Raw genomic sequence first — 24386 nt, forward strand, 5'->3', positions numbered from 1 at the left:
TGACCCGGCGGCGGCCCTATACTCGACGGTCATGTCGACCGTCGATCCCGTCCTGCTGCTGTTGACCACCTGCCCGGACCGGGCCAGTGCCGAGCGCATCGCGCACGCGCTTGTTGGCGAGCGCCTGGCCGCGTGCGTCACACGGCTGGAGGGCGCGCAGTCGACCTACCGCTGGCAGGGCGAGGTCACTACCGACACCGAACTGCAGCTGCTGGTGAAGACCACCGCGAGCCGCGTCGATGACGCAATCGCCCGGATCGTCGAACTGCATCCGTATGAACTCCCGGAGTGCATCGCGGTCGAAACCCGGGCCGGCCTGCCGGCGTATCTGGACTGGATCCGGGCACAGACCCGGGAGGACACTGATTGAAGACTTTGTTTGCGCGTGGCGCCGCCCTGTGCGCCCTGTTGTGGCTCTCGCTGCCGGCCTTCGCGCTGGATGAGAAGGACCTGCTGCCGGTGGACCAGGCGTTCGCGCTGACAGCGACCGCCCCCGAACGCGGCCAGGTGCAGCTGCAGTTCAAGATCGCGCCGGGCTACTACCTGTATCGCCACCGCACCAGCGTCAAGGCCGACCCGGCCTTCAACGCCGGCGCGCTGCAGATGCCCAAGGGCGACAAGCACCACGACGATTTCTTCGGCGAGGTTGAAACCTATCGCGAGCGGCTGCAGGCCACCCTGCCCGGCACGCCGACCGACGCCGCCGGCACCATCAGCCTGGAAGTGCGTTACCAGGGCTGCGCCGATGCCGGTGTCTGCTACCCGCCGCAGAAGCGCGTGGTGCAGGTCACCCTGCCCGGTGCCGGTGCACAGGCCAACGCCCCGGCTGCACGCACCGGTGCGGCCAGCCCGTTCAACAACCCGCTGGCCGGTGCCGGCAACAGCGGCGGCCTGCGCCTGCCGGGTGCGGCCAGCAACAGCCAGGCGCTGCCGCTGCCGTCGGAGCAGGCGTTCGGCTTCGACGCCATCGCCAGCGACGGCAATACCCTGCTGCTGCGCTTCAGCCCGGCACCGGGCTACTACCTGTATCGCGACCGCACCTCGCTGAAGCTGGAAGGCAGCACCGGTGTGCTGGCCGACAAGCCGCGCTGGCCGGCCGCGCAGTCGCATCGCGACGAGCACTTCGGCGATGTCTCGGTCTACTTCAACCAGGTGGAAGTGCCGCTGCCGCTGCGCCGCTCCGTCGCCGATGCGGTCGACAGCACCCTGGTGGTGACCTTCCAGGGCTGCCAGACCGATGGCATCTGCTACCCGCCGATGACCCGCCGGGTGAAGCTGTCCATTCCGGCCGGGAAGGTCAGCAGCAGCGCCGACCAGGCGCCACCGCGCAATGAAGTGATCAGCCCGCTGCCCGCTGCCAACGGCGCACCACGCGAAGCCGCCAACGGCGCACCGCTGCGCCTGCTGCCAACCGTGCCCAATACGGATGCAACGGCCCCTGCTGCAGGTGACGGCACCGCCAGCCGTGAGTTCGCCGCCGATGCACAGGGTGACAACGCGCTGCGCACGCGACCGCCGGTGACCACGCCGAATCCGGACCGTTCGTTCGTATGGGTCCTGCTGCTGGCGCTGGCCGGTGGCCTGGTACTGAACCTGATGCCCTGCGTGCTGCCGATCCTGTCGCTGAAGGTCCTGAGCCTGGCGCAGAGCGGCGAAAGCCCGCAGCGCGCGCGCAGCCATGCCCTCTGGTACACGCTGGGCGTACTGGTCGCGTTCGCGGTGATCGGTGCGTTGATGGTTGGCCTGCGCGCGATCGGCAACGCCGTCGGCATCGGCTTCCAGCTGCAGCACCCGGGCGTGGTGGCGGCGCTGGCCTACATCATGTTCGCGGTGGGCCTGAGCCTGTCCGGCGTGTTCACACTGGGCGGCGGCATCGGCAACCTCGGCCAGTCGCTGGCCAGCCGCAGTGGCCCGGCCGGTGATTTCTTCACCGGTGCGCTGGCCTGCGTGGTCGGCAGTGCCTGCGTCGGCCCGTTCATGGGCGGCGCGATTGCCTACGCGTTCATTGCCCCGCCGCTGAAGGCGATGACCGTGTTCCTGTTCCTCGGCCTGGGCCTGGCGCTGCCGTTCCTGCTGATCGGCTTCGTGCCGGCGCTGGCGCGCCGCCTGCCCAAGCCGGGCCCGTGGATGGAAACGCTCAAGCACGTGCTGGCCTTCCCGATGTATGCCACCGTGCTGTGGCTGCTGTGGGTGCTGGGCAAGCAGCGCGGCGTGGACGGCATGGCGCTGGTGCTGGGTGGCCTACTGCTGCTGGCCTTCGGCCTGTGGCTGTTTGAACGCAACCGCTGGACCGGCTCGCGCGCCGTCACCCTGCTCGGCGTGCTGCTGGCGATCGGTGCACTGGTTCCGGCCTGGGGCGTGACCCAGCTGGCAGCGCCGGCGCGTGCCGCACAGGCGGCCACTGACAACGTGGTCGAATACTCGCCGCAGCTGCTGGATCGCCTGCGCGCCGACAACCGCGTGGTGTTCGTGAACATGACCGCCGACTGGTGCGTGAGCTGCAAGGCCAACGAGCGCGCCGTGCTGTCGCGCCCAGAGTTCAAGGAACTGCTCAAGCGCACCAACGCGGTGTACATGCGCGGTGACTACACCAACGTCGATCCGCAGATCACCACGTTCCTGGAAGAGCACAAGGCCGTGGGCGTGCCGCTGTACGTGGTGTACGGCCCCGGCGCACCGCCGACCGTGCTGCCGACCCTGCTGACCCAGGCGGTGGTCGAGGAAGCGCTGCTGCGCACCGCACGATGAAATGGCAACGGCCAGCGCTGCTGTGGACAGCGGTGCTGGCCGCCGGCCTCGGCCTGTGGGCCGGGCATCGATTGGCTCCCGCGCCGGCTGCGCCTGAGGCCATGCCAGCGGCGCCTGCGGTGGCGGCGGTGGCACCCGCCCTGCAGGTCGGCGACAGCCTGCCCGCGCTGTCGCTGCCCGATCTTGAAGGCCGACCGCTGGACCTGCGCCAGCACGCTACCGGCCGCCCGCTGTTGATCAATGTCTGGGCCAGCTGGTGCGCGCCCTGCGTTGAAGAAATGCCTGAACTGGCGCGCTTTGCCCACACCCAGGGCGACAACGGTGTGCAGGTTCTTGGCCTGGCGCTGGATACGCCGGAAGACGTGCGCGGTTTCCTGCAGCGGGTACCGGTGGATTACCCGATCGTGATCGAGACACCCGGGCCACGCGATGCCAGCGTGCAGCTGGGCAATACGCAGGGCCTGCTGCCCTACAGCGTGCTGTTCGATGCACAGGGGCGGCTGGTGAAGGCCAAGCTGGGACCGTTCGCCCACGGCGAGATCGACAGCTGGGTGAAGTGAGGGTGTTTTTTGCAGGGCTTGCAGCCCTGCACCCTGCTCAATGCAACGGCAACAGCCAAAGCCAAAGCGGGCATTCCGTGGGATGGCGGGGCGGTGTCGGAGTGCGGGGACGCTGCAAGTACGTCCCTGTAAGCTTGGCAGCCGCATCCATGCGGCTGACACCCCGCACTCCGACACCGCCCCGCCTCTGACAGATCTTCGCGGCTGTTGGTAGGTGTCGACCTTGGTCGACACATCTGTCAGATATCGATATTCAGAACGGAATCAGACCCCGTGCCGACCAACGGTCGGCACCTACCAAAGCAGAACGCCGTTCCGACAGATCGCAGGAAACTGTCGAAGGCGGGGTGGGTCCGGTTGAGGGGGCGTGAGCCGCATGGATGCGGCGACCGAGCTTACATGGACGTACTTGCAGCGTCCCCCTCAACCGGACCCACCCCGCCAACCCACGGAAAGCCAGCTTTTGACGTTGACGTTGCTCCGGCTTGTAGCGGGTGCAGGGCTGCAAAGCCCTGCAACAGAACCCTCCTTGACCGTAGCCCGTCCGCCACGGAGAATTCCGCGACTAATTCTCATTTGCTGTTGCGCAGGATGCGGGCGGCAGCCTTCCAGGCCCTCCTCCTTCGATGTTCAAGAACGTCCTGTTCCAACTGCACTGGCTGCTGGGCATCACCGCCGGTGCCGTGCTGGCCGTGATGGGCCTCAGCGGCGCCGTGCTGTCCTTCGAGGATGAACTGCTGCGGGCGGCCAATCCCGGCTTCGCCGAGATCGCCGAGCACCATGCCGACGGCCAGCTTCCGCTTGAACTCAGCGAACTGGTGCCGCTGCTGCAGACCGGCAGTGATCGCCCCCTGCAACGCCTGCGCGTGGATGCCACCGGGCAACGGCCCTCGGTGGCGCGCTTCGCCGGTGGCAAGGAACACTGGGTCTACTTCGATCCGTACACCGGCGAGCGCTTCAGCGCCCTGCGCGGGCAGGCGTTCTTCGATTTCGTCGAGGATCTGCATCGCCACCTCGCCGCCGGCGAGCGCGGCAAATGGATCACCGGCAGTTGTGCCATCGCGCTGCTGTTCTTCACCCTGTCCGGGCTCTACCTGCGCTGGCCGCGGCGCTGGTGGCACTGGCGCAGCTGGCTGGCGGTGGAATGGAAACGCAGCGGCCGTGGCTTCCTGTGGAGCCTGCACTCGGTGGTCGGCACCTGGGTGCTGCTGATCTACCTGATGAGTGCGCTGACCGGCCTGTGGTGGTCGTTCGACTGGTATCGCAGTGCCGCCAACACCCTGCTGGGCGTCGCACCGGCCGCCAGGCACAAGGTCGCCACCGACGCCGCCCTGAACCTGGAACGCATCGAAGCCACGCTGTACGCACTGCCCGGCGTGCGCACCGGCTACATCGACCTGCGCCTGCCGGAGAAGCCGGGGCAGGCACTGAACGTGCGGGTGATGGCCGGTGATCCGTCGCAGCGCGGCGGCCAGCATGACCGCGCGCATGATCTGCTGCAGCTGGACCCAGGCACGGGGGCCACGCTCGATGCCCGCCCCTATGCGCGCCAGGGCGCCGGCGCGCAGCTGGCCACCAGCGTGTTCGCGCTGCACTCGGGCAGCTACTTCGGCGTGCCCGGGCGTGTCGTGGTGATGCTCAGCAGCCTGGGCATGAGCCTGTTCTTCATCACCGGCTGGATGCTCTACCTGGACCGCCGCCGCAGCCAGCGCGCCGCGCGTGACCTGCGCCAGTCGCTGCCAGCAACGCCTGCCGATGGCGGTGGTACGCCGTGGCTGGTGGTGCATGCCAGCCAGAGTGGACTGGGAGAACAACTGGCATGGCGCGCCGCCGCGCAGCTGCAGGCGTCCGGTCATGCGGTGCAGGTGCTGCCACTGGCCCGCGTCGATGCCGCGCAGCTGGCACGCACCGCGCAGGTGCTGTGGGTACTGAGCACCTTCGGCGACGGCGAGCCACCGGATGCGGCGCGAGGCGCTGCACGACGGCTGATGGCACAGACACTCGACCTGTCAGGCCTGCAGTTTGGACTGCTGGCGCTGGGTGACCGACAGTACCCGCACTACTGCGGCTTCGGTCGCCAGGTTGATGGCTGGCTGCTCGGCAACGGCGCGCGCCCGTTGTTCGACCGCGTCGAAGTCGATGCCGCCTCGGTAGCGGCCTTGCGCCAATGGCAGCTGCAGCTGGGCGCGCTGACCGGCATCGTCACCGATGACAGCGTGCTGCCGGCGGCCACGCAGATGCATGAGTGGCGGCTGCTCGGCCGCGACCGGCTCAATCCGGGCAGCATCGGTGGTGCCATCTGGCGCATCCGTCTTGCGCCACCGGCCGCCGTGCAGTGGCAGGCGGGCGACATCCTGCATATCGCGCCCCGGCACAACGCACGGCACGCCAGCGCCGTGTTGAAGGCACAGGGGTTGGATCCGCTGCAGCCGCTGCTGGTGGACGGCCACCCACGCACCCTGCTGGCGCTGGCCAGTGAACGCGAGCTGCCCGAGGCCGACGCCGCGCTGGCGGTGCAGGATGCCTGCCTGTGGCTGTCCGGATTGCCAACGCTGCCCGGACGCGAATACTCCATCGCCTCCTCCACGAGTGATGAAGTGGTGGAACTGGTGGTGCGCCTGGTGCATGACCTGTCGGGTCGAGCCGGGCTGGGCTCGGGCTGGCTGGCGCTGCATGCCCCGGTCGGTGCCAGCATCGTGGCCCGTGTGCATCGCAACCCCGGTTTCCATCGCATTGGCGGTGTGCCGATGGTGCTGGTCGGCAATGGCACCGGCATCGCGGGTCTGCGCAGCCTGTTGCGCGAAGCTGCCCACACAGGCGAGCACGGGCACTGGCTGCTGTTCGGTGAGCGCCAGCGCGCGCACGACTTCCTGTTCGCCGACGAGATCGAAGCGTGGCAGGCCGATGGCCATCTCGCGCGGGTGGACCTGGCGTTCTCGCGCGATGGGGAAGGTGGTTACGTGCAGGATTGCCTGCGTGCCGCCACCGATGCGCTGCGCGAATGGATGCAGCGTGGTGCGGTGATTCATGTCTGCGGCTCGCTGCAGGGCATGGCCGAAGGCGTGGACCAGGTGCTGCGCGCTGCGCTGGGCGATGAGGTTGTGGAAACGCTGCTGGAGACCGGGCGCTACCGGCGCGACGTGTACTGAGCCACAAGGGTAGTGCCGGCCGCTGGCCGGCAGGATCATCGACGGTGCCGGCCAGCGGCCGGCACTACCGGAGCGGGATCAGGCCGCAGCGCGCGCCTGTGGCATCGACTGCAGACGGAACGCGCCCACGGCTTCTGCCAGGGCATGTACCTGCGCCTGCATCTGCGCGGTCGAGGCCCCCGCCTCTTCCACCAGACTGGCGTTGCGCTGGGTACTGGCCTCCATCTGCACGATGGTCTGGTTCACCTGGGCGATGCCGGCATGCTGGTCCTGCGACGCGCTGCGGATCCCGGCCAGCAGATCCGCCAGCTGCTGCACGCTGCCGACAATCTCGCCCATCGTGGTGCCGGCCTGTTCGGCCTGCTGGTTGCCCTGGCCCACACGCGCCACCGAATCCTCGATCAATCCCTTGATCTGCTTGGCCGCCTCCGCGCTGCGCTGAGCCAGCAGGCGCACTTCGGCAGCCACGACGGCGAAGCTGCGGCCCTGCTCTCCAGCGCGCGCCGCTTCCACTGCTGCGTTGAGCGCGAGAATGTTGGTCTGGAAGGCGATGCCATCAATCAGCTGGGTGATGTCACCGATCCGCCGTGAGGCTTCGCTGATGCCATGCATGGTTGCCACCACCTGGCCGACCGCCTCGCCGCCACGCTGGGCCACTGCCGCCGCGCCCTTGACCAGCGCATCCGCACGGCCCGCGGCATCGGCATTGCGGCCAACAGTGTCGGTCAGCTCGTGCATCGACGCTGCCGTCTCTTCCAGGTTGGCCGCCTGCTGTTCGGTACGCTGCGACAGATCATGGTGACCGGCGACGATCTCACCAACACCGGTGTCGAGGCTGGACGTGGCCTGCTGGATGCGGGTGACGATGCGGCCCAGTTGCGCGACGGTGGCGTTGGCATCATCGCGCATGCGCGCAAACACGCCCTGCAGTTCACCTTCCATGCGCACGCTGAGGTCACCGCGGGCCAGCGCGGCCAGAAGCGCCTGCAGATCGCCAAGGTTGGTCTCGAAGGTGGTCAACAGGCGATTGATGCTGGTCGACAGCGTACGCACAAAGCCCTGCTTCCCCTCCAGCGCGATGCGACCGTGCAGGTCACCGTGCGCGGCCGCGTCGACCAGGGCTGCCACTTCGGTTTCCAGCAGGGTTTCCAGCGCGCGACTGCGCCATTCCACCGCCACGCCGAGGAAATGCCCCTCGTCGACAATGGGATTGGCGATCAGCTGATAGCGGACACCGCAATGGCCGATCTCGCGTTCTTCGCGTTGTCGCACGCCGGCCAGGCTTACCAGTGCCGGATGAAGGCGCACCGCATCGCTCCCCACCAGATCTTCAACCTGGAGTTCAAACTGCTCCAGCAGCGCCGGATTGGCGTACGCCACCAGGCCTTCGGCATCGACCACCATCAGCCCGGTCTGCGCACTGTCCAGCGCCTGGCGCACCCGGGTGTTGCCGCGCGCCACAGCACGTTCGGTCTCGATGCGCGCGCGCAGGCGCTGCTGCATGTCGACCAGGCGTCGGGCCAGCTGGCCGATCTCATCGTTGGCGTTGTAGACGCGCAGCGTGGTGTCCAGGCGGTCGTCGGCGATGTCGCTGGCGAAACGCAGGGTGTCCTGGATCGGCTGGCGCACCGCACGCAGCACCAGCACCAGGCTGGTGATCAGCACGCCGGCCACCAGCAGCAGGGTCAGTGCGAACAGCACGCTCATCGTGCGCGCGCCGACCTGCTGGCGCGCCTGCGCCTTGGCCAGCGCTACCACCTGCGCCTGCTGGAAAGCGGCCAGCGCCGGCGCTACGCCCGCGGCGGTATCCAGCAGCGACTGCGCTTCCACATCCAGGCCGACGCGGGCCGCGGTATACCCCAGCAGGGCGCCTTGATAGCCCTCCATCCCGGTGCGCAGGGCGTCCTGCGCATCCGCGGGCAAGCCCGCCAGCGCGAGGTCGAACGGCAGCTTTTCCTCGCTGGCGCGGTCGGCGTGGGTGGAATCACCGTCGAGCAGCAGCAGGGCCTCCTGCCTACGCATCTTCTGCAGGGACAGCGCCAGCGACGGCCGCTGCAGCGCATCCACCTGTGCCTGCAGGGTTTCGGCGGCCTGCTGCAGCTGTGCAGCGAGGCCGGCCTCACCGCGGCCCATCTCGTCGACCCGTTCAAACAGGGCGGCGACACCCTGCGAGAACGCGTCGGCCGATTCGGTCAGCACCTGCAGCGCCTTGCGCCGGCCGGCGTCCATCGGCATCGCGCGAAGCGCCTGCAGGTCAGCCTGCAGGGCCTTCTGTGCTGCCAGCAACTGGCTGCGGTCAGCATCATCGAAACTGCGTGCATACTGGGTCTGCAGGCGGCGCGCTTCGGCCACCCGCGTGGACAGGCTGGCAGCCAGATCGCTGCCGCGCTGGTAGCTGGCCTGGCTGCGCGCGGCCAGGGCGTTGGCATGGCCAGTCCAGGCGTAGACAGCGGCGATCGCCACCAGCCCCAGGCCACAGACCCACAGGGTCGCCTTGAGCTTGTTGGCCACGCTGAGCCGGTGTGGTTGCAGCCACAGCAGCAGGCCGGGGGACGCCGAGCGCAACGTGGCAAGACGCGTGCGCAGGGACCGGAGGTGGGGGACAACGGCCGACATGACAGACTCCAGGCGGAAGGACGCACCTGTATCGGCCGGATTCAGGTCAACTTTAGGCCTTTTTTCGTCTGCGTCCCCCGTCACTGGCGGACGCGGTCTTTGTACCGGGTGCAGGCGACGGGGGCATGACACGGCCGCCGTGCTTGACCTCAACCCCGGTTGGGGGAGCACAGTGGACCTCCCTTCCCCGCCCGGTGCCCCCATGACGAGGCTCGATGTCCCCTGCTACCTGCAGCGCCTGCAGCTGGATGCGCCGCCACCACGGACCCTGGCCGGCCTGACCCTGCTACAGCAGCGCCACAACGCACTGCTGCCCTTCGAAACCCTCAGCTGCCTGCTGCGCGATGCGGTGCCGATCGACCTGGACAGCGTGCAGCGCAAGCTGCTTGACGAGCGCCGCGGTGGCTACTGCTTCGAGCTCAATGGTGGGTTGCTGGCGCTGCTGCAGGCCTTGGGCTTCGATGCCCAGCCATTGAGCGCGCGCGTACTGCTGGCCGCCCAGGACGGCGAACTGACCGCGCGTACCCATCTGCTGCTGCGCGTGCACGTGGACGGCGATGACTGGCTGGTGGATGCCGGTTTTGGCAGCCTGACCCCGACCGTACCGCTGCGCCTGCATGACCCGCAGCCGCAGGCCACCCCGCACGAACGCTATCTGTTGCAGCGGTTGGAAGACGGCGGTGATTTCATGCTGTCGGCCGAATCCAGCGACGGCTGGCGGGTGATGTACCGCTTCGATCTGCAGGCGCCGGCGCCGATCGACAACGTGGTGGGCAACTGGTACGTATGTACCCATCCCGATTCCAGTTTCCCCGGCCAGTTGCGCGCGTCGCTGACCGGGCCGGACTGGCGCCGCACCATCGGCAGCGGCAACTACACCGAGTACCGCCCCGAACAGGCACCGGACAAGCGCCCGCTGCATGATGTGGGTGATGTGCGCGACGTGCTGGAGCAGCGCTTCGGCATCCAGCTTCCGGACGACCCGCGGCTGGATCCCGCAATCAACGACTGGCTGCAGCGCTCACGCGCCGCGACGCTGTAGAGTCGAGCTCGCTCGACTGATGCATCTACGGCGACGTCAAAATCAGTCGAGCAAGCTCGACTCTACAGATGCGCGCACCGCAGCGTTGACGTTACGGCGCTGTGCGCGCCTGCAATGCGATACGGTTGCCTTCGCTGTCGCGGATCTCGGCCACGCGCCAATCGCCGGCATCGGCCGGGCCGAAGCGCAGCTCGGCTCCGGCCTGCAGCGCACGGTCGAGGCTGGCATCCAGGTCACCGACGCCGATGTAGATGCGCGCGCCCTGCTCGGAAGGCAGATAGTCCGCGCCGTGCACCAGCGCAATGCTGGCACCGGCGGCCTCATCGGAGAACGGCAGATAGGCCATCCGGCAGTCGTGCAGCACGATAGGTTCGTCCACCGCAACCTGCAGCCATCGCTGGTAGAACGTGATGGCCCGGTCCAGGTCAGTCGCCGGGATTTCCACATGCAGGATCGGGTTCACAGACACTCCTTGCCACCTCCACTCAGATGATGCGCAGGGTAATCGCCTTCAGGACCGCGCGGGTACGGTCGCGGGTGCCGAGCTTGTCGAGGATGGCGGACACGTAGTTCTTCACCGTGCCCTCGGCCAGGAACAGGCTGCGCGCGATCTCCTTGTTGCTGTAGCCCCCGGCCAGCAGGCGCAGGATTGCCACTTCACGTTCGCCGAAGGTATCGATGGGCGGCGCTTCATCGTGGAAGCGGTAACGCGCGCGCACCGGATCGGTACTGACCGGCAGCAGCAGGGTCTCGCCAGCGGCAACGCGTTCGATGGCCTCGCGCAGGTCGGCCGGCGCGGCATCCTTGAGCAGGAAGCCCTGTGCGCCGGCCTCGCTGGCGCGCAGCAGCAGATCACTTTCATCGAAGGTGGTCAGCAGCAGCCACGGCGTGGCATCGCCGCGCGCCCGCAGCTGGCGCAGTGCCTCGATCCCATCCAGCCCGGGCATGCGGATGTCACTGAGCACCACGTCCACGCGCTGCGTATCCAGCGCATCCAGCAGGGCCTGGCCATCCTCGGCCTCCAGCACCACGTCCACGCCCAGCCCCTGTAACAGGGCGCGCAGGCCGGCGCGGACCAGCGCCTGGTCATCGGCCAGCGCCACCCTGATCATGGCGGCACTCATGCCGGCAACCGCGCGGTCAGATGCATGCCGCCCTGCGCGGTTCGGGCCAACTCCAGCCGCCCCTGTACGGCCGCCAGGCGCTCGCGCATGCCGGCGATGCCATTGCCCTCGCGGATGCGTTCGGCGCGCTGGCCATCATCGCGGATATCGATACGCAACTGGGATTCCTCTTCACTGATCGTCAACCACACGGTGTCTGCATTGCCGTGCCGGGCGGCATTGGTCAGGGCCTCCTGTACCAGCCGCAGCACGGTCTCGGCCATCAACGGGTCAGCCACGCGCACCCCGTCGCCGATCTGCAGCTGCAGCTTCGGTCGTGGGAAGGGTGCGGCCAGCGCATGCAGCGCGGTGGCCAGATCGAGGCCGCGATCATCGCGCATCGACTGCACCACCTGGCGGATGTCGGCCAGCAACTCGCCGGACAACTGTTCGGCCAGCACCAGCCCTTCGCGACCGGCCAGCGCAGGGTCAGCGGCCAGGACGCGCAGGTTGAGCCGCATCGCGGTGAGCTTGTGCCCGGCCACATCATGCAGTTCGCGGGCCAGGCGCAGGCGCTCGGCATCGCGTGCACTGTCAGCCAGCAGCGCGCGGGTGGCCAGCAGGTCGGCATTGACCCGTGCAAGATCATCGCGGGCCAGCGCCGTGCTGCGCGCATAGTGCGCGGTCAGCGCGGCGAAGGCCTGGAAACCGCCATACAGCAGCACCACCAGCAGCGGCTGGCTGAAGCCGCTGTGGCGCAGCACGGCATACACCGCCAGGTTGGCCAGCAGCGCAACGCCCAGCACGAAGCGCGGCGGCCAGTGTTCGGCCAGCTGTGCAACCAGCACCACCAGCAGCACCGGGGCGGTACCAGTACGCGGCTGCAGTGCAACCAGCACAACCGCCAGCAGCGCCTGCAACACCGCAGCGGCGGCGCGCACGCGGGATGGCATCGACGCCCAGCCGTGCACCACGAACAGCAGCAGGAACACAGCAAGCAACAGCAGGCTCAGCCCGGCGCCACTGCGCTGCACTGCGAACGACAGGCCGACCACCAGCACGGTGACCAGGCCGGCGAGGCTGAGCGGACGCAACAGATGGCGGAACAGGCTGAGCATGGCCAGATGCTGACGGCCGCGCACGCCGGCGGCAATGGGTCCGGCGCAGAAAGTGACTTCTGGCACGTCGAATCGATGACCACTGGCCCTGAACCCGGTGCAGCGCCCCACGCAGACTGGCTCCACACCGCCTCACCCACTTCCGGAGCCACCGCCATGATCCGCACCGCCCTGCTCAGCACCGCCCTGACTGCCCTGGCCCTGGCCGGCAGTGCCCACGCCGCCGACCTGGCCGTGACCGTGCACGACGTCCGCGTGCAGACCGGCACCCTGCGTGCTGCGCTGGTTGACAGCGCGGCCGCCTGGGACGGCAAGGCCAGGCCCGTGCAGGCCCAGCAGGCGGCGCCCAGCGGTGACAGCGCCCGCTTCATGTTCAAGAACCTGCCGGCCGGCACCTATGCCGTACTGCTCACCCACGACGAGAACGACAACGGCAAGCTCGACACCAACCTGGTCGGCATGCCGGTGGAAGGCTACGGCTTCAGCAACAACCCGCAGGTGATGCGCAAGCCGACCTTCGACGAGGCGCGCGTCGACGTGCCGGCCGCTGGCACCGCCATCGACATCACCCTGCGCTGATACCCGCATCCAGACCCGAGGCCACCATGGACCGTCGCCGCTTCCTTCGTACCCTGCTCAGCAGCAGTGCCTGCCTGGCCCTGGGCGCCACCGCGCTGCGCAGCGCTCCCGCCTTCGCCGGCGACCCGGCGCGGTTCGCGCAGGGCATGCAGGAACACCCGTGGCTGCTCGGCTGGCGCAGCGTCGGCAGCGAAAGCCTCGGCCCGGCCACCGTGCAACTGCAGGGAAAGCTGCCAGCGGGCCTGGCCGGCACGCTGTACCGCAACGGCCCGGCCTGGACCGAGCGCGATGGCTTCCGCTACGACCACTGGTTCGACGGTGACGGCATGGTGCATGGCTGGCGCTTCAATGGTGATGGCAGCCTGACCCATCACGGGCGCATGGTCGCCACGCCGAAATTCACCCGTGAACAGAAGGCCGGCCGCTTCCAGTATCCGGCTGCCGGCACCAGCGTTCCCGGTGCGCTGGCAGTTCGAAACAACGACGATGCCAACGTGGCCAATACCTCGGTAACCATGATCAATGGCCGCCTGTTCGCGCTGTGCGAGTCCGGCTCGGCATTCGAAGTAGACCCCGATTCCCTGCAGACGCTGGGTCCGGTGACCTGGCGTCCGGACCTCGCCGCACTGCCGTTCTCGGCGCACCCGCTGCGCGACCGCGACGGCAGCGTCTGGAACTTCGGCTCGATCAGCCTGATGGGTGGCCATGGCCTGCTGGTCTGGCACATCGGTGCGAACGGCCAGCTGCGCAGCGCCAATGTGATCGAAACACCCGAGCATGGCTACCTGCATGCCTTCGCGATGACCGACCAGCACCTGGTGTTCGTGATGATGCCGTTCGATTTCACCGGCGCAGGCGGCAGCTTCTTCGAGCGCATGCAGTTCGCACCGCAGCGTCCCGTACGCATCGCGGTGGTCGCCAAGGATGCGCCGGACAAGGCGCAGTGGTTCGAAGCCCCGTTCGCGGCGATCTACCACTTCGGCGATGCGTTCACCCGCAATGGCGGCATCGTGCTGCGTGCAGTGCGCCACGACGACATCAATGAGGCGCGCTCGCCGATGAAGGAAGCGATGGCCGGTGATGGCGCACACGCTGCCAACAGTGGCGCCAGCCTGGTCGAGCTGCATCTGGACCTGCGTCGTGGCCAGGCCCGCTGGCAGCCGCTGGGCATCAGCGCAGTGGAGTTCCCGTTGTTCGACCCGCGCTCGGCGAACACACGTGGCGCACGGCTGTATGCGCCGACCATCGACGGCACGGCCAATGCGCCGTACTTCAACGCCGTGGCCGCGTTCGACATCGAGCGCGGGCGCCGCCAGCTGTGGAACTATGGCCCGGACATCATGGCCGAAGAGCATGTGTTCGTACCGCGCCCGGGCAGCCGCAACGCCGATGATGGCTGGCTGATCGGCACCCTGCTTGATCCGGTGAACAAGCGCAGCGGCCTGGCGGTGCTCGATGCCCGCCACCTGGACGACGGTCCGCTGGCACAGGCCTGGCTGCCCTATGCGGTACCACTGGGCTTCCACGGCACCTTCGCCGCGCGCGGCTGATTCCACGCCACGCGGACACCGTTATTGGCATGCTGGGTCTCCCCTGCCCCGTGGAGTCCCGCATGTCCCTGGCCGAACACCGAAGTACGCTGGCACCACACGGTTTCCTGTGCGTGGCGATCAACCTGGGCAACCCGGTGCTGGCACAGGGCGATGCGCGCTCACCGCGCGGCCCCTCACTGGAACTGGCTACCGCATTGGCGCAACGGATGGGGGTGCAGGCTCGCTTCACCTGCCACGATGCCGCAGCCTCGGTGGTCGAGGCAGCAGGCGAAGACGGCTGGGATCTGGCCTTCCTGGCCATCGATCCGGCACGTGCCGACCGCATTGCCTTTAGTGCCCCGTACCTGGAGATCGAAGGTACCTATCTGGTTCGCGCGGACAGCCCTGCGCAGCAGGTAGCCGACCTGGATCGCGAGGGGCTGCGCATCGCGGTGGGGCGTGGCGCGGCCTATGACCTGTTCCTCAGTCGCGAACTGCGCCATGCCACGATCGAGCGGGCGGAGACCTCGGCGGCGGCCATCACCCTGTTCGATCAGCAGCGCCTGGATGCCGCCGCCGGTGTACGCCAGCCGCTGGAAGCATGGGCGCAGGCGCATCCCGGCCACCGTGTGCTGGCCGACCGCTTCACCGCGATCCAGCAGGCAGTGGCGGCGCCGGCCTCACGCCCGGCCGATGCATTGCGGGCGTTGTTCGAGGAAGTGGAGGCGATCAAGGCAGGCCCGTTGCTTGAGGCAGCGTTCGCGCGTGCCGGGCAGGCGGTCACGCTGGTTCGGTGACTGTAGAGCACCAGCAGTCGAGCATGGCTCGACGCTACAGATCCAGATGCAATGGTCGAGCATGGCTCGGCGCTATAGATGTGCGTCTGCCATGTGCCGCACATGCTCGGCGGCCTGCGCATGCAGCCAGTCGCGGAACGCGAGGAAACCGCGATGGCTGGCCGAGCGCTGCGGGTACACCAGCCAATGCGGCCAGTCGGTCTTCAGGCGCAGGCTGGACAGTGCGACCAGCTGGCCCGAATCCAGCAGCAGCCGCGCCCGCGTCACCCGCCCGAGCGCTACGCCCACGCCATCCAGAGCGGCGCGATGGTGCGCCTCCGAATCATCCAGCACCGCCACGAAACGCGACGGCGGGCTCTGCCCGCTCAACGCGAACCAGGCGCCCCACGCGCCGTCCGGATCACCGAGCAGCGGCCACCGGGTCAACGGCACACGGTCAATGCCGCCCATGCGTTCGATCAGCGCCGGGCTCGCCATCGGCACCAGCCACTCGTCGAACAGCGGTTCCACCACCAGGCCCGGCCATTGCCCGCTGCCCAGACGCAGCGCGGCGTCGAACTGGCGCTGCCGCTCGAAATCAATCAGGCGTTCACTCGACTGCAGGTTGATCTCGATCTGTGGATGCTCGGCCACGAAGTGACCCAGGCGCGGCACCAGCCAGGCCGACGCCATCGACGGCACCGCGCTGATCGTCAGCACGTGCTCGGCACGTGCGGCATAGGGCTGGAAGGCTTCGTTGATCGCATCCAGATGCGGTCCGACCTGGTCGAGCAGGCGCTGCCCCTCAAGGGTGAGGGTGACACCACGCGGCTGGCGGATCAGCAGCGGCTGCCCGAGCCGTTCTTCCAGCTGCCGCATCTGATGGCTGAGCGCACTGACGGTCACATTCATCGACGCGGCGGCACGCGACAGGTTGCCGAGCCGGGCAGCAGCCACGAAGCCCTGCAGGGCATGGAGCGGAGGGCGGGACATCGGGCTTGAATTCCTCTCAAGGCATGCTTGCGGAAATGTCGCTTTTTGCCTGTCCATGCTGCCCGTATCGTGCAATCCACTCAAGTGGAGGCACGCTCATGAACATCTTCAGCGGCTTGTTGTTCCTGCACGGCCACGTGGCCAGCGCCGAGCTGGCACGCCAGCTGGCCAGCCCGTCGCCGACGCCGCCGCCCCGCACCGCCCCCGGTAGTGCCGGCCGCTGGCCGGCAACCTCGTCGACCGGGAAACCTGCCGCTGCCAGCCAGCGGCCGGCACACCCCTAACGCTGCAGCGCTTCCTGCACCGCGGCAGCCACGTCGGTGTTGTCGATGTAACTGCCGTCGTTCCAGCGCACGTGCTGACGGTAGCCGGCATCAACGCCCCGCACGCGCTGGCCCAGCAGCTCCGCGCCCGCGCCCTTGGCCCACAACGGCACCAGCGCATTGGAATGGTTGCCGGTGGGACGGAAGCTGATCCCGGGCATGCGCCCACGGCCGTTGTTGCGCACCGGCTCGAAGGCGACGTTCTGTGCATCCGGGCCCATCGGCATGCTGTTGTCGTGGTCGGTGGTGACGATCAGCAGGTTGCGCTCCCAGCCACCGTTGCGTTCGATCCACTCGATCACTGCTGTCACCGCGTCGTTGAACTCCACGGTTTCCTCGATCAGCCGGCCGTACTGCGGCTGGTCGCTGCACTGGCCGTAGTGCCATTCAGTGCCGCAGGCACTGGTATGGGCGGCCCAGTCGGTGGCGCCACCTTCCACCATCAGGAACAGGCCGTTGGACGAACGCTGCTGCAGGAATTGCAGCGCGCCACGGGTCATGGTCGCAAGATCCGGCACGCTGTCGATCTTCCTCACACCGGAAGGCGTGGCCGCATCCTTGCCCAGCACCTGCAGCTGGCGCGCCTGCTGCAGCGTGTTGGCCACGCGCGGCACGCCGATCAGCGGCCGGTCGGCCGGCAACCGTCCCTGCGCCAGCGCGGCGAACGCTTCCTTGCTGCGGATCAGGCGCCACGGCCCCGACGGATTGCCGCCGATGGTGCTGCCCGCTTCCAGCTGCTGCCAATCCTGCTGCGCCACCCATTCCCACGGGTTCGCGCAGCCCTCGGCCTTGGCCGCGCCGGCACTCTCGTCACAGGCGCGACCATCAACGCTGTAGCCCGGGCCTCCGGTGCCCATCACCAGATCCATATGCCCCTGCGCCAGCATCTGATGGGCGATGGCGTGATAGTTGTTGCGCGATTCGTTCTGCGCCGCGAACGCGGCCGGCGTGGCATGCGCGAACGGTACCGAAGTCACCACGCCGGTGGCCATGCCCAGCCGCTTGGCGCGCAGCGTATTGAACTCGACCGGATTGCCATCGTTGTTGAAGTTGATGGCGTTGTTGTAGGTCTTGATGCCCGAGGACAACGCGGTGCCCGCCGCCGCACTGTCGGTAGCCACCGCAGCCAGGTACTGGTAGCCCGCAAACGGCAGGTCCTGCGCAGGAACCGGTGTGTCATCCCAGGCCTTGCCCGCGTCGTAGCCCAGGGTCTGCGCGTTGTCGCGGGTCGGCTGGCTGCTGGCGTTCAACGGGAAGGTGGTTACCGCCAGGCGCTGCGGAAAATCCGCATAGGGCGCCCGTTCGCGGCTGCCGTATTGCCAGTAGGCGGCGGCGTCCCAGGTGCCCCAACCGGCGCCGTCGTTGATCATCACGATCACGTTGTGCGGGCGCGCTGGGCCGGGAGCAACAGCCTCGGCGCGCAGATTGGGCTGGCAGCCGCCAAGTGCGGCCAGCGCGAGCAGCAACGAAGAATGAAGCCAGCGGCGTGGAATGCGTGCAGTCATCGGGTGTCCCGTCGGGCCATCGGCGGCCCACAATGTCGATACGTTATATCGTTGCAATATTGCAGCTTCGTGCAGCCGCTGCACACTATCCTGCAGGCCCCCACTGCCATCCTCGTTTCCATGCCGTCTCCTGCTCCCGCGCGTGCACCGCTGTCCTCCATCACCCTCGATGCGGCAACGTTCGCGGTGATTCACCAGCACAACGCGGACATCGCCAGGCAACCGGCCTCGCTGACCAAGCTGATGACCGCCTATGCTGCGTACGAATGCGTCGAAGAGAAGGGAGGCGCGTGGGACGAAGCGGTCACCATCGCCGCCGGGGATGTGCACGCGGTGGCCGATGATGAAACGCGCATGGGCCTGGCGCCCGGTGAAACAGTCACCCTCGCGCGCCTGCTGGAAGGACTGATGATCGTCTCCGGCAATGACGCGGCGCTGGCCATCGCGCGCCATCTGGAGGGATCACAGCCTGCGTTCCTGGAGCGCATGAACCGGCACGCACGCCAGCTCGGCCTGCGCAGCAGCTGGTTCGCCAGCGTGTCCGGCATCACCACCCCGCACCATGCGTCCAGCGCGCGCGACATGGCGGTGCTGGCCGCCTGCCTGTTGAACGATCATCCGCAGATCCTGGCGATCACCGCGCAGCGCGTGTTCGCGCACGGCAGCTTCAGCCGCAGCAACCAGAACGCCCTGCTTGGCGATGACGGCGTGGATGGCTTGAAGACCGGCTACACCCAGGCCGCAGGCTTCTGCCTGGCCGCCACCGCCTGCCGGGCAGTGCCCGGGCGGGATCAGCCGGTACGCCTGATCACCGTGGTGCTGGGTTCTGAAAGCCGCGACGCACGCGATGCCCTTGTGCGCGAGCGGCTGGCCGCCGGGTTCGCGGCGCTGGCCGACAGCACCGCCGACGCCTGAGCGGCTCAGCGCCGCTTGACCGTCGCCACGATCAGCCGCTGCAGCTCGGCTTCGGCTGCGGCCTTGTCCAGCGCGCCTGCTGCCACGGCTTCGGACAGGGCTTCGGCCGCACCGAGAATCGCCCAGCGCCCGGCCAGTGGCACCGTGCCGTCGGCAGCAAACGGGCCCAGCCAGGCGTCGCAGTTGTCGATGAAATCCTGCTGGTAACGCCGCCGTACCTCGTGCAGTTCCGGAGCGCCCACCAGCGCGGCGAGGATGCCCTGCACTTCACTGCCCTGGCTGAGGATGCAGTCGATGTAGCCGGAGGCGATGGCCGCCGCACGATCGGCCAACTGCGCCCGTGCGCGGCCGATGCGCTCGTTGAACACCACCGTCTGGCGGCCGTCGTAGTCATCGTAGAGCGCGGCCAGCAGGCCGTTGCGGGTCACGAAGTGATCGTAGGCCACCGGCTTGGTCACGCCCGCGGCCTCGGCCAGCCGGCCCAGGGTCAACGCGTCGGTGCCTTCTTCACCAACCAGCGCCCAGGCCACGTCCAGCAACTGGCGGGCGCGTTGCTCGCGGGTCAATCGGCGGCGCGTGGGAGCGGCGTTGGCAGGCATCGGCGGAACACGGCGATCAGTGCATCGGAGTTCCGATTTTACGGCCGATCGCCAGCGCGGTCTGCAGATGCGTTTCGGCCGCACCGGTATCGGCATCCAGCAGCAGGTCTGACGTCAGCACGTGCGCGCCGCAGTAGTCGAAGATGCCCATGTCGATCTGCGTCTTCATCGCCGCGCCGTAGCCGCGCCGTTCGACCATGTCCGCGCCGGCCCCACCGATGCCGACCAGGTGCACGCGCAACCGCTGCAGCTTCTTCTGCACCTTGCCGTCTGCACCGTCCTGGTAGGCCCAGCCCTGGGTGAACACGCGATCGATCCAGCCCTTCAGCAGTGCGGGGAACGACCACCAGTACAGCGGGTAGACCAGTACCAGCGTGTCGGCAGCATCCAGCCGCGCCTGCTCGGCGGCGACGTCGGCTGGAGGTGCGCCGGTGCCACGGAACAGCGCCTGGTCGTGCGTGTTGAAGCGCGGATCGAAGCCTTCGGCCATCAGATCGGCATGGGTCACGGTATTGGCGGTATCCGTTGCGGTGATGGATTCGCCGATGCGCCTGGCGATGGCATGGGTCAACGCGGCGGATTCAGGATGGGCGGTAACGATGAGGGTGTGCATGGGGGATGTCCGGAATTCACTACCTACCAATAGTAGGTAATGACGCCCGGGACACCAGCGCCATGCGTGGGACGCTGTTTCCGCATCCGCCGTATAGTGCGGCGGTTCCCGCTGAGATACCCGACGATGCACCGATACCTGCTCGCCCTTCTGCTGGCCCTGCCGATGGCAATGGCCGTTGCGCCAGCGCTGGCCGGTGAGCTCAGTCCGGAAGACTCGGCCGCATTGCGCCAGGACGTGCAGGCGATGATGGGCGCATTCGCCCGCGGCGATGCCGAGTTGATCATCGCCCGAACCCATCCCGGCCTGAAGCGCCTGGCCGGGGGCGATGAGGCCTATGCGCATATGACTCGCGACACCCTGAAAGAGCTGCGCAAGACCGGGGTCACCATCATCAGCGACGAGGCCGGCGTGCCGGGCCAGACCTATGCAGCCGGTGATGAGGAAGTCTGCTTCGTGCCACGCCAGTCGCTGCTGCGCGTGCGCGAGGCGCCGATGCGCAGCACCTCGTTCATGCTCGCCGTGCGCCGCGTCGGCACAGCCCAATGGAGTTTCATTGACGGTGCTGCGTTGCTGGACAATCCCGCGCTGCTGCGGCAACTGCTGCCAGCGTTGGAGCCTGGGGTGACGCTGCCCAAGGGTGGGATGGAAGCGCTGTAATCGCAGGCGCATCCATCCACGCATGGCGTGGATCTACTATCCCTGCTGGTCTGGGACTGCACCGGGATTTCGCTCAACGGAACAGCGCGTTCAACGCGGCCCCGGAAGCCGCCTGCTGCAGGCCGTCGAAGCGTCCGGCCTGCACGATCGGCTGTGTCGCCTGCATCAGTCCGCCCCATGCAGCACGGGCCAATGCGCCGCCCAGGCTGACGCGGCGGACGCCGAGTGCAGCGATGTCCTGCAGGCTCAGCGGTGTCGGCCCACCGACCAGCAGGTTCACCGGCTTCGACCCTGCGGCGGCAACCACCGCGCTGATCTGCTCGCGCGTGCTGATGCCCGGTGCATACAGCACATCGGCGCCGGCCTCGGCATAGGCGCGCAGGCGCTGCAGGGTATCCGGCAGATCCGGCACGCCGACGAAGAAGTTCTCGGCACGGCCAACCAGCAGCACGTCGCCGCCCGCGCGGTCGATGGCTGCACGGGCAGCGCGCAGACGCTCCACCGCCTGATCGATCGGACGCGGCGGTGCATCGGCGACGCCGCTGGCATCCTCGATCGACAACGCCGCGATGCCGGTGTCGATCGCCGCGGCCACCGCCTCCTGCACCTTCTGCGGCGTATCACCGAAACCATCGCCGAAATCGGCGTTCAACGGCAGCGGCGTCGCTGCCGCCATCAGGCGCAGATGGTCCAGCGTGGCCTGCAGCGAAACCGCTCCGTCCGGCCGCCCTTCGCTCCAGGCACAGCCGGCACTGGTCGTGGCCAGTGCCTGGAAGCCCTGCCGCTGCAGGTAGCGCGCACTGCCCACGTCCCATGGATTGGGCAGTACGAAGCACCCTGCTGCATGCAGCTGGCGGAAGGCCGCGCGCTTGCGTTGGGTATCGGCATCGGGCGAGGTCATGGCGGGCTCCGGGGCGGCAGAACTGCACCCTAGCCCGCCCTGCAGCCGGGCTCAACGACGACGGGGCAAACCTGCATGAGGTGATGCCACCTGCTTATTGGACGCTGTGGATGCAGGTGCCCGAGCGTGCTTGCCTGCCCACACGATGCCGCCACGGAGCCCTTCATGCACCCGGACCCGCTGACCTTGATCGACGCCGGCGACGATGACGCCCACTGGGCCGACCTGCTTTCGCCCACACGCCGCCGCCTGATCGCATCGGCCGGTCTGGCCGCCGGCGGCCTGGCCAGTGCGTCGACCGCCGCCGCAGCCCCGCGCGGCGAAAGCACGGTGAACACCACCGAACCCGGGCGCCCCGGCTTCCGTGCCATCGTCCCGCCGCCGGTGAAGGGCAGCAGCCCCTGGGGCCAGGTCACCGCCAGCGAACCGACCCCGCGCCCAGCCAGCGTGCGTCCCGGGGAGGCCACCCTGCCCGCGACCCCACGTGCCTACACCGACATCAAGAGCTATCACGCGCATATCTACTTCGACGAGGACAGCTTCGAGAAAGCTGCGCTGCTGCGGCGCTGGGCGGCCGAGCGCTTCCCGGTGGAGCTGGGCAACTGGAACCTGGAACCACGCGGACCGCACGTCACCCCGTCGTTCTATTTCGGCTTCACCAACGACCTGCTGCCGGTGCTGGTGCCATGGCTGCAGCTCAACAGCCTGGGCCTGACCATCCTGATCCACCCCAATACCGGTGATGGCCGCGCCGACCATCTGTATTACGCGTTGTGGGTGAACCGCGCGCAGCCGGTGAACGCCTACAACTGGCCGGCACCGAAGCCGGGGGAACGGGAGCCCTTGGAGGAGGTGTTCCCGAACGTGGTGCCGACGGTGCCGCTGGAGACGTGAGCGGGTGCGTGGCGGGGGCGGTGGGTGGCGTGCAGCGCACCATGGGCTGCCCCTCGGTGGGTGCGTAGCCTGCTGCGCACCGAACTTCCTTCATCCACGCATGGCGTGGATCTGCCGCATCACCGCCCGTTGCGGCATCGGTCATCGCCCGGCCTGCCGCCATCGTCGGCCTACGTGCACGCATCCCCCAGCTGCACGGCGTTCAGCGCGCCTTGATCCAGCGCCCGCCATACGGCCGCAAGCCCTCCGGGGAACTTCAAACAACCGATTGAAACGCTGCAAACTTCGCCGAACTGGACAGCATCCGCCGGTTCCGCCAGACTGCCGCCCTTTCCCGTCTTCCGGATCCCATGGCGAAGCTGCTGGTCCTGCACGGCCCCAACCTCAACCTGCTCGGCACCCGCGAGCCGGAGGTCTACGGCCACACCACGCTGGCCGACATCGACCAGGCGCTGGCCGCCCAGGCCTCGGCTGCCGGGCACGCGGTGGAGAGCCTGCAGTCCAATGCCGAGCACGTGCTGGTGGACCGCGTGCAGGCCGCACGCGACGACGGAACCGCTTTCATCCTGATCAACCCCGCCGCCTTCACCCACACCTCGGTCGCCCTGCGCGATGCGCTGGCGGCGGTGGCGGTGCCGTTCATCGAGATCCACCTGTCCAACCCGCATACCCGCGAACCGTTCCGCCAGCACAGCTACTTCAGTGACAAGGCCGTGGCCGTGGTCTGCGGTTTCGGCGCCGACAGCTACCGCTACGCGATGGACGCGGCGCTGCTGCGCGTGCAGGCGGCCCGCGCGTGAAGATGCTCCCAAGAGTGCTTGCCTGCATCGTGCTGTGGGCCGGCGTGTGCGGCGCCAGCATCGCCGCCGAGCGCGCGGCCGCCGGCATTGACTGCGCGCAGGCGACCGGCGGCTACGAGCGCGACATGTGCGATTCCGATCGCCTGGATGACGCCGACAGCGCATTGAACGCCGTTTACGTCCAGGCGCGCGGCGAACTGAAGGCGCAGGCCGCCGATGGCAGCTGCAGCCGCTGCGCAGCGGCCGAACAGCAGCTGGTGAAGGCCCAGCGCATCTGGATAACCCTGCGCGATGCAGACTGCGAGGCAGTCTACGCCTTCAATGCAGACGGCACCTCGCGCAACCCTGCGAAGATGCAGTGCCTGATCACCCAGACGCGCGACCGTACGCGGCAGCTGCGCGAGTTCTACGAACTGCTTTGACCCGAGCGCGATGCGCTTCCCACCACACTGACATCAAGAGCAAAGAGGCCACCATGGATCTCCGCAAAATCAAGAAGCTGATCGACCTGCTGGAAGAGTCGAACCTGGCTGAAATCGAAATCAAGGAAGGCGAAGAGTCGGTGCGCCTGTCGCGCGCCCCGGTGGCCGGCTATGCCGCCCCGGTCGCCGCCCCGGTGTACGCCGCTCCGGCCGCTCCGGCGCCGCAGGCGATGCCGATGCAGTCGCCGACCGAAGCCTCCACCGGTGGCACCGCCAAGCCGGGCCCGGCGCTGCCGGAAGGCCACGTGCTGCGCTCGCCGATGGTCGGCACCTTCTACGCGTCGTCCGCCCCGGACAAGCCTGCGTTCGTCAGCGTTGGCCAGCAGGTCAAGGAAGGCGAGACCCTGGCCATCATCGAAGCGATGAAGATGTTCAACCCGATCGAAGCCGACAAGTCCGGCACCATCGTCGCCATCCTCGGCGAGAACGGCCAGCCGGTCGAATTCGACCAGCCGCTGTTCGTGATCGGCTGAGGGGC

Annotated in this window: 24 protein-coding genes; 15 read left to right on the plus strand and 9 right to left on the minus strand. The window is 68.2% G+C overall.

What is annotated here, in order from left to right:
• Positions 1-31 precede the first annotated feature (31 nt).
• From cutA to ACZK3W_RS19805, 4 genes are all read left to right on the plus strand, one after another.
• Positions 32-370 carry a divalent-cation tolerance protein CutA gene (cutA, locus tag ACZK3W_RS19790; protein WP_006396762.1) on the plus strand — a complete coding sequence of 113 codons (339 nt, stop codon included), beginning with the start codon at positions 32-34 and terminating at the stop codon, positions 368-370.
• The gene (locus ACZK3W_RS19795) at positions 367-2748 is read left to right on the plus strand and encodes a protein-disulfide reductase DsbD family protein (protein ID WP_125892151.1); all 2382 of its coding nucleotides are present in this window, start codon (positions 367-369) and stop codon (positions 2746-2748) included. Before cutA ends, ACZK3W_RS19795 begins: the two co-directional genes overlap by 4 nt.
• Complete coding sequence (locus tag ACZK3W_RS19800) at positions 2745-3308, plus strand: TlpA family protein disulfide reductase (RefSeq protein WP_107433205.1); 564 nt, start codon at positions 2745-2747, stop codon at positions 3306-3308. The genes ACZK3W_RS19795 and ACZK3W_RS19800 overlap by 4 nt, the downstream gene beginning before the upstream one ends.
• A gap of 626 nt (positions 3309-3934) precedes the next feature.
• Positions 3935-6457, plus strand: a complete 2523-nt coding sequence (locus tag ACZK3W_RS19805) for a PepSY domain-containing protein (protein WP_478450211.1) — start codon at positions 3935-3937, stop codon at positions 6455-6457.
• Positions 6458-6535: 78 nt separating this feature from the next.
• Here ACZK3W_RS19805 and ACZK3W_RS19810 read toward each other — a convergent pair whose 3' ends face one another.
• A complete protein-coding gene (locus ACZK3W_RS19810; protein ID WP_478450212.1) occupies positions 6536-9073 on the minus strand; it encodes a methyl-accepting chemotaxis protein in 2538 nt (845 codons plus the stop codon).
• A 202-nt stretch (positions 9074-9275) separates the two neighbouring features.
• Here ACZK3W_RS19810 and ACZK3W_RS19815 point away from each other — a divergent pair, with 202 nt between their 5' ends.
• Complete coding sequence (locus ACZK3W_RS19815) at positions 9276-10115, plus strand: arylamine N-acetyltransferase family protein (RefSeq protein ID WP_478450213.1); 840 nt, start codon at positions 9276-9278, stop codon at positions 10113-10115.
• Positions 10116-10206: 91 nt separating this feature from the next.
• Here the strand turns inward: ACZK3W_RS19815 and ACZK3W_RS19820 are convergent, their stop codons facing one another.
• From ACZK3W_RS19820 to ACZK3W_RS19830, 3 genes are read right to left on the minus strand one after another with little or no spacing between them, the layout of a single operon-like run.
• Complete coding sequence (locus tag ACZK3W_RS19820) at positions 10207-10578, minus strand: VOC family protein (RefSeq protein ID WP_164081274.1); 372 nt, start codon at positions 10576-10578, stop codon at positions 10207-10209.
• A 22-nt stretch (positions 10579-10600) separates the two neighbouring features.
• Entirely contained in the window at positions 10601-11239 is a 639-nt protein-coding gene (locus ACZK3W_RS19825; RefSeq protein ID WP_478450214.1) for a response regulator transcription factor, read from the minus strand.
• The gene (locus ACZK3W_RS19830; RefSeq protein ID WP_478450836.1) at positions 11236-12336 is read right to left on the minus strand and encodes a sensor histidine kinase; all 1101 of its coding nucleotides are present in this window, start codon (positions 12334-12336) and stop codon (positions 11236-11238) included. Before ACZK3W_RS19830 ends, ACZK3W_RS19825 begins: the two co-directional genes overlap by 4 nt.
• Positions 12337-12492: 156 nt before the next feature.
• Between ACZK3W_RS19830 and ACZK3W_RS19835 the strand changes: the two genes are divergently transcribed.
• From ACZK3W_RS19835 to ACZK3W_RS19845, 3 genes are all read left to right on the plus strand, one after another.
• Positions 12493-12915, plus strand: a complete 423-nt coding sequence (locus tag ACZK3W_RS19835) for a DUF2141 domain-containing protein (RefSeq protein WP_277778249.1) — start codon at positions 12493-12495, stop codon at positions 12913-12915.
• A gap of 26 nt (positions 12916-12941) precedes the next feature.
• Positions 12942-14465, plus strand: coding sequence for a carotenoid oxygenase family protein (locus tag ACZK3W_RS19840; protein WP_478450215.1), 1524 nt, complete (start codon positions 12942-12944; stop codon positions 14463-14465).
• Between the two features lie 62 nt (positions 14466-14527).
• Positions 14528-15244 (plus strand): ABC transporter substrate-binding protein, encoded by a 717-nt coding sequence (locus ACZK3W_RS19845; RefSeq protein ID WP_478450216.1) that lies wholly within the window; start codon positions 14528-14530, stop codon positions 15242-15244.
• 72 nt (positions 15245-15316) lie between these two features.
• On the opposite strand, the gene ACZK3W_RS19850 is transcribed toward ACZK3W_RS19845, so the two are convergent.
• Positions 15317-16216, minus strand: coding sequence for a LysR substrate-binding domain-containing protein (locus ACZK3W_RS19850; protein WP_478450217.1), 900 nt, complete (start codon positions 16214-16216; stop codon positions 15317-15319).
• Positions 16217-16314: 98 nt separating this feature from the next.
• Here ACZK3W_RS19850 and ACZK3W_RS19855 point away from each other — a divergent pair, with 98 nt between their 5' ends.
• Positions 16315-16500, plus strand: a complete 186-nt coding sequence (locus tag ACZK3W_RS19855) for a hypothetical protein (protein ID WP_478450218.1) — start codon at positions 16315-16317, stop codon at positions 16498-16500.
• Here the strand turns inward: ACZK3W_RS19855 and ACZK3W_RS19860 are convergent.
• Positions 16497-18044 (minus strand): alkaline phosphatase, encoded by a 1548-nt coding sequence (locus ACZK3W_RS19860; RefSeq protein WP_478450219.1) that lies wholly within the window; start codon positions 18042-18044, stop codon positions 16497-16499. The genes ACZK3W_RS19855 and ACZK3W_RS19860 overlap by 4 nt on opposite strands.
• A 120-nt stretch (positions 18045-18164) precedes the next feature.
• Here ACZK3W_RS19860 and ACZK3W_RS19865 point away from each other — a divergent pair, with 120 nt between their 5' ends.
• On the plus strand, positions 18165-18959 hold the full coding sequence (locus ACZK3W_RS19865; protein ID WP_478450220.1) for a D-alanyl-D-alanine carboxypeptidase family protein: 795 nt from the start codon (positions 18165-18167) through the stop codon (positions 18957-18959).
• 5 nt (positions 18960-18964) lie between these two features.
• Here the strand turns inward: ACZK3W_RS19865 and ACZK3W_RS19870 are convergent, their stop codons facing one another.
• Both ACZK3W_RS19870 and ACZK3W_RS19875 read right to left on the minus strand, forming a co-directional pair.
• On the minus strand, positions 18965-19558 hold the full coding sequence (locus ACZK3W_RS19870) for a TetR/AcrR family transcriptional regulator (protein WP_032129566.1): 594 nt from the start codon (positions 19556-19558) through the stop codon (positions 18965-18967).
• Between the two features lie 16 nt (positions 19559-19574).
• Positions 19575-20171 carry an NAD(P)H-dependent oxidoreductase gene (locus tag ACZK3W_RS19875; RefSeq protein ID WP_478450221.1) on the minus strand — a complete coding sequence of 199 codons (597 nt, stop codon included), beginning with the start codon at positions 20169-20171 and terminating at the stop codon, positions 19575-19577.
• Between the two features lie 126 nt (positions 20172-20297).
• Between ACZK3W_RS19875 and ACZK3W_RS19880 the strand changes: the two genes are divergently transcribed.
• The gene (locus ACZK3W_RS19880) at positions 20298-20831 is read left to right on the plus strand and encodes a hypothetical protein (RefSeq protein WP_478450222.1); all 534 of its coding nucleotides are present in this window, start codon (positions 20298-20300) and stop codon (positions 20829-20831) included.
• Positions 20832-20904: 73 nt separating this feature from the next.
• Here ACZK3W_RS19880 and ACZK3W_RS19885 read toward each other — a convergent pair whose 3' ends face one another.
• Positions 20905-21732, minus strand: a complete 828-nt coding sequence (locus ACZK3W_RS19885; RefSeq protein WP_478450223.1) for an isocitrate lyase/PEP mutase family protein — start codon at positions 21730-21732, stop codon at positions 20905-20907.
• Positions 21733-21897: 165 nt separating this feature from the next.
• On the opposite strand from ACZK3W_RS19885, the gene ACZK3W_RS19890 reads away from it, so the two are divergent.
• From ACZK3W_RS19890 to accB, 4 genes are all read left to right on the plus strand, one after another.
• The gene (locus tag ACZK3W_RS19890; protein ID WP_049401742.1) at positions 21898-22626 is read left to right on the plus strand and encodes a DOPA 4,5-dioxygenase family protein; all 729 of its coding nucleotides are present in this window, start codon (positions 21898-21900) and stop codon (positions 22624-22626) included.
• Between the two features lie 350 nt (positions 22627-22976).
• On the plus strand, positions 22977-23426 hold the full coding sequence (gene aroQ, locus ACZK3W_RS19895; protein ID WP_478450224.1) for a type II 3-dehydroquinate dehydratase: 450 nt from the start codon (positions 22977-22979) through the stop codon (positions 23424-23426).
• Entirely contained in the window at positions 23423-23848 is a 426-nt protein-coding gene (locus ACZK3W_RS19900) for a lysozyme inhibitor LprI family protein (protein ID WP_080355197.1), read from the plus strand. The genes aroQ and ACZK3W_RS19900 overlap by 4 nt, the downstream gene beginning before the upstream one ends.
• 53 nt (positions 23849-23901) lie before the next feature.
• On the plus strand, positions 23902-24381 hold the full coding sequence (accB, locus tag ACZK3W_RS19905) for an acetyl-CoA carboxylase biotin carboxyl carrier protein (RefSeq protein WP_032129560.1): 480 nt from the start codon (positions 23902-23904) through the stop codon (positions 24379-24381).
• Positions 24382-24386: the final 5 nt, after the last annotated feature.

The sequence above is a fragment of the Stenotrophomonas sp. 80084_Sma genome (genome assembly GCF_056481995.1).

Bases quoted from the DNA above. Each gene is read 5' to 3' on its own strand.
- cutA (WP_006396762.1), top strand. From the start codon at position 32: ATGTCGACCGTCGATCCCGTCCTGCTGCTGTTGACCACCTGCCCGGAC.
- ACZK3W_RS19800 (WP_107433205.1), top strand. From the start codon at position 2,745: ATGAAATGGCAACGGCCAGCGCTGCTGTGGACAGCGGTGCTGGCCGCC.
- ACZK3W_RS19805 (WP_478450211.1), top strand. From the start codon at position 3,935: ATGTTCAAGAACGTCCTGTTCCAACTGCACTGGCTGCTGGGCATCACC.
- ACZK3W_RS19810 (WP_478450212.1), bottom strand. From the start codon at position 9,073: ATGTCGGCCGTTGTCCCCCACCTCCGGTCCCTGCGCACGCGTCTTGCC.
- ACZK3W_RS19815 (WP_478450213.1), top strand. From the start codon at position 9,276: ATGACGAGGCTCGATGTCCCCTGCTACCTGCAGCGCCTGCAGCTGGAT.
- ACZK3W_RS19825 (WP_478450214.1), bottom strand. From the start codon at position 11,239: ATGAGTGCCGCCATGATCAGGGTGGCGCTGGCCGATGACCAGGCGCTG.
- ACZK3W_RS19830 (WP_478450836.1), bottom strand. From the start codon at position 12,336: ATGCTCAGCCTGTTCCGCCATCTGTTGCGTCCGCTCAGCCTCGCCGGC.
- ACZK3W_RS19835 (WP_277778249.1), top strand. From the start codon at position 12,493: ATGATCCGCACCGCCCTGCTCAGCACCGCCCTGACTGCCCTGGCCCTG.
- ACZK3W_RS19840 (WP_478450215.1), top strand. From the start codon at position 12,942: ATGGACCGTCGCCGCTTCCTTCGTACCCTGCTCAGCAGCAGTGCCTGC.
- ACZK3W_RS19845 (WP_478450216.1), top strand. From the start codon at position 14,528: ATGTCCCTGGCCGAACACCGAAGTACGCTGGCACCACACGGTTTCCTG.
- ACZK3W_RS19850 (WP_478450217.1), bottom strand. From the start codon at position 16,216: ATGTCCCGCCCTCCGCTCCATGCCCTGCAGGGCTTCGTGGCTGCTGCC.
- ACZK3W_RS19855 (WP_478450218.1), top strand. From the start codon at position 16,315: ATGAACATCTTCAGCGGCTTGTTGTTCCTGCACGGCCACGTGGCCAGC.
- ACZK3W_RS19860 (WP_478450219.1), bottom strand. From the start codon at position 18,044: ATGACTGCACGCATTCCACGCCGCTGGCTTCATTCTTCGTTGCTGCTC.
- ACZK3W_RS19865 (WP_478450220.1), top strand. From the start codon at position 18,165: ATGCCGTCTCCTGCTCCCGCGCGTGCACCGCTGTCCTCCATCACCCTC.
- ACZK3W_RS19870 (WP_032129566.1), bottom strand. From the start codon at position 19,558: ATGCCTGCCAACGCCGCTCCCACGCGCCGCCGATTGACCCGCGAGCAA.
- ACZK3W_RS19875 (WP_478450221.1), bottom strand. From the start codon at position 20,171: ATGCACACCCTCATCGTTACCGCCCATCCTGAATCCGCCGCGTTGACC.
- ACZK3W_RS19880 (WP_478450222.1), top strand. From the start codon at position 20,298: ATGCACCGATACCTGCTCGCCCTTCTGCTGGCCCTGCCGATGGCAATG.
- ACZK3W_RS19885 (WP_478450223.1), bottom strand. From the start codon at position 21,732: ATGACCTCGCCCGATGCCGATACCCAACGCAAGCGCGCGGCCTTCCGC.
- ACZK3W_RS19890 (WP_049401742.1), top strand. From the start codon at position 21,898: ATGCACCCGGACCCGCTGACCTTGATCGACGCCGGCGACGATGACGCC.
- aroQ (WP_478450224.1), top strand. From the start codon at position 22,977: ATGGCGAAGCTGCTGGTCCTGCACGGCCCCAACCTCAACCTGCTCGGC.
- accB (WP_032129560.1), top strand. From the start codon at position 23,902: ATGGATCTCCGCAAAATCAAGAAGCTGATCGACCTGCTGGAAGAGTCG.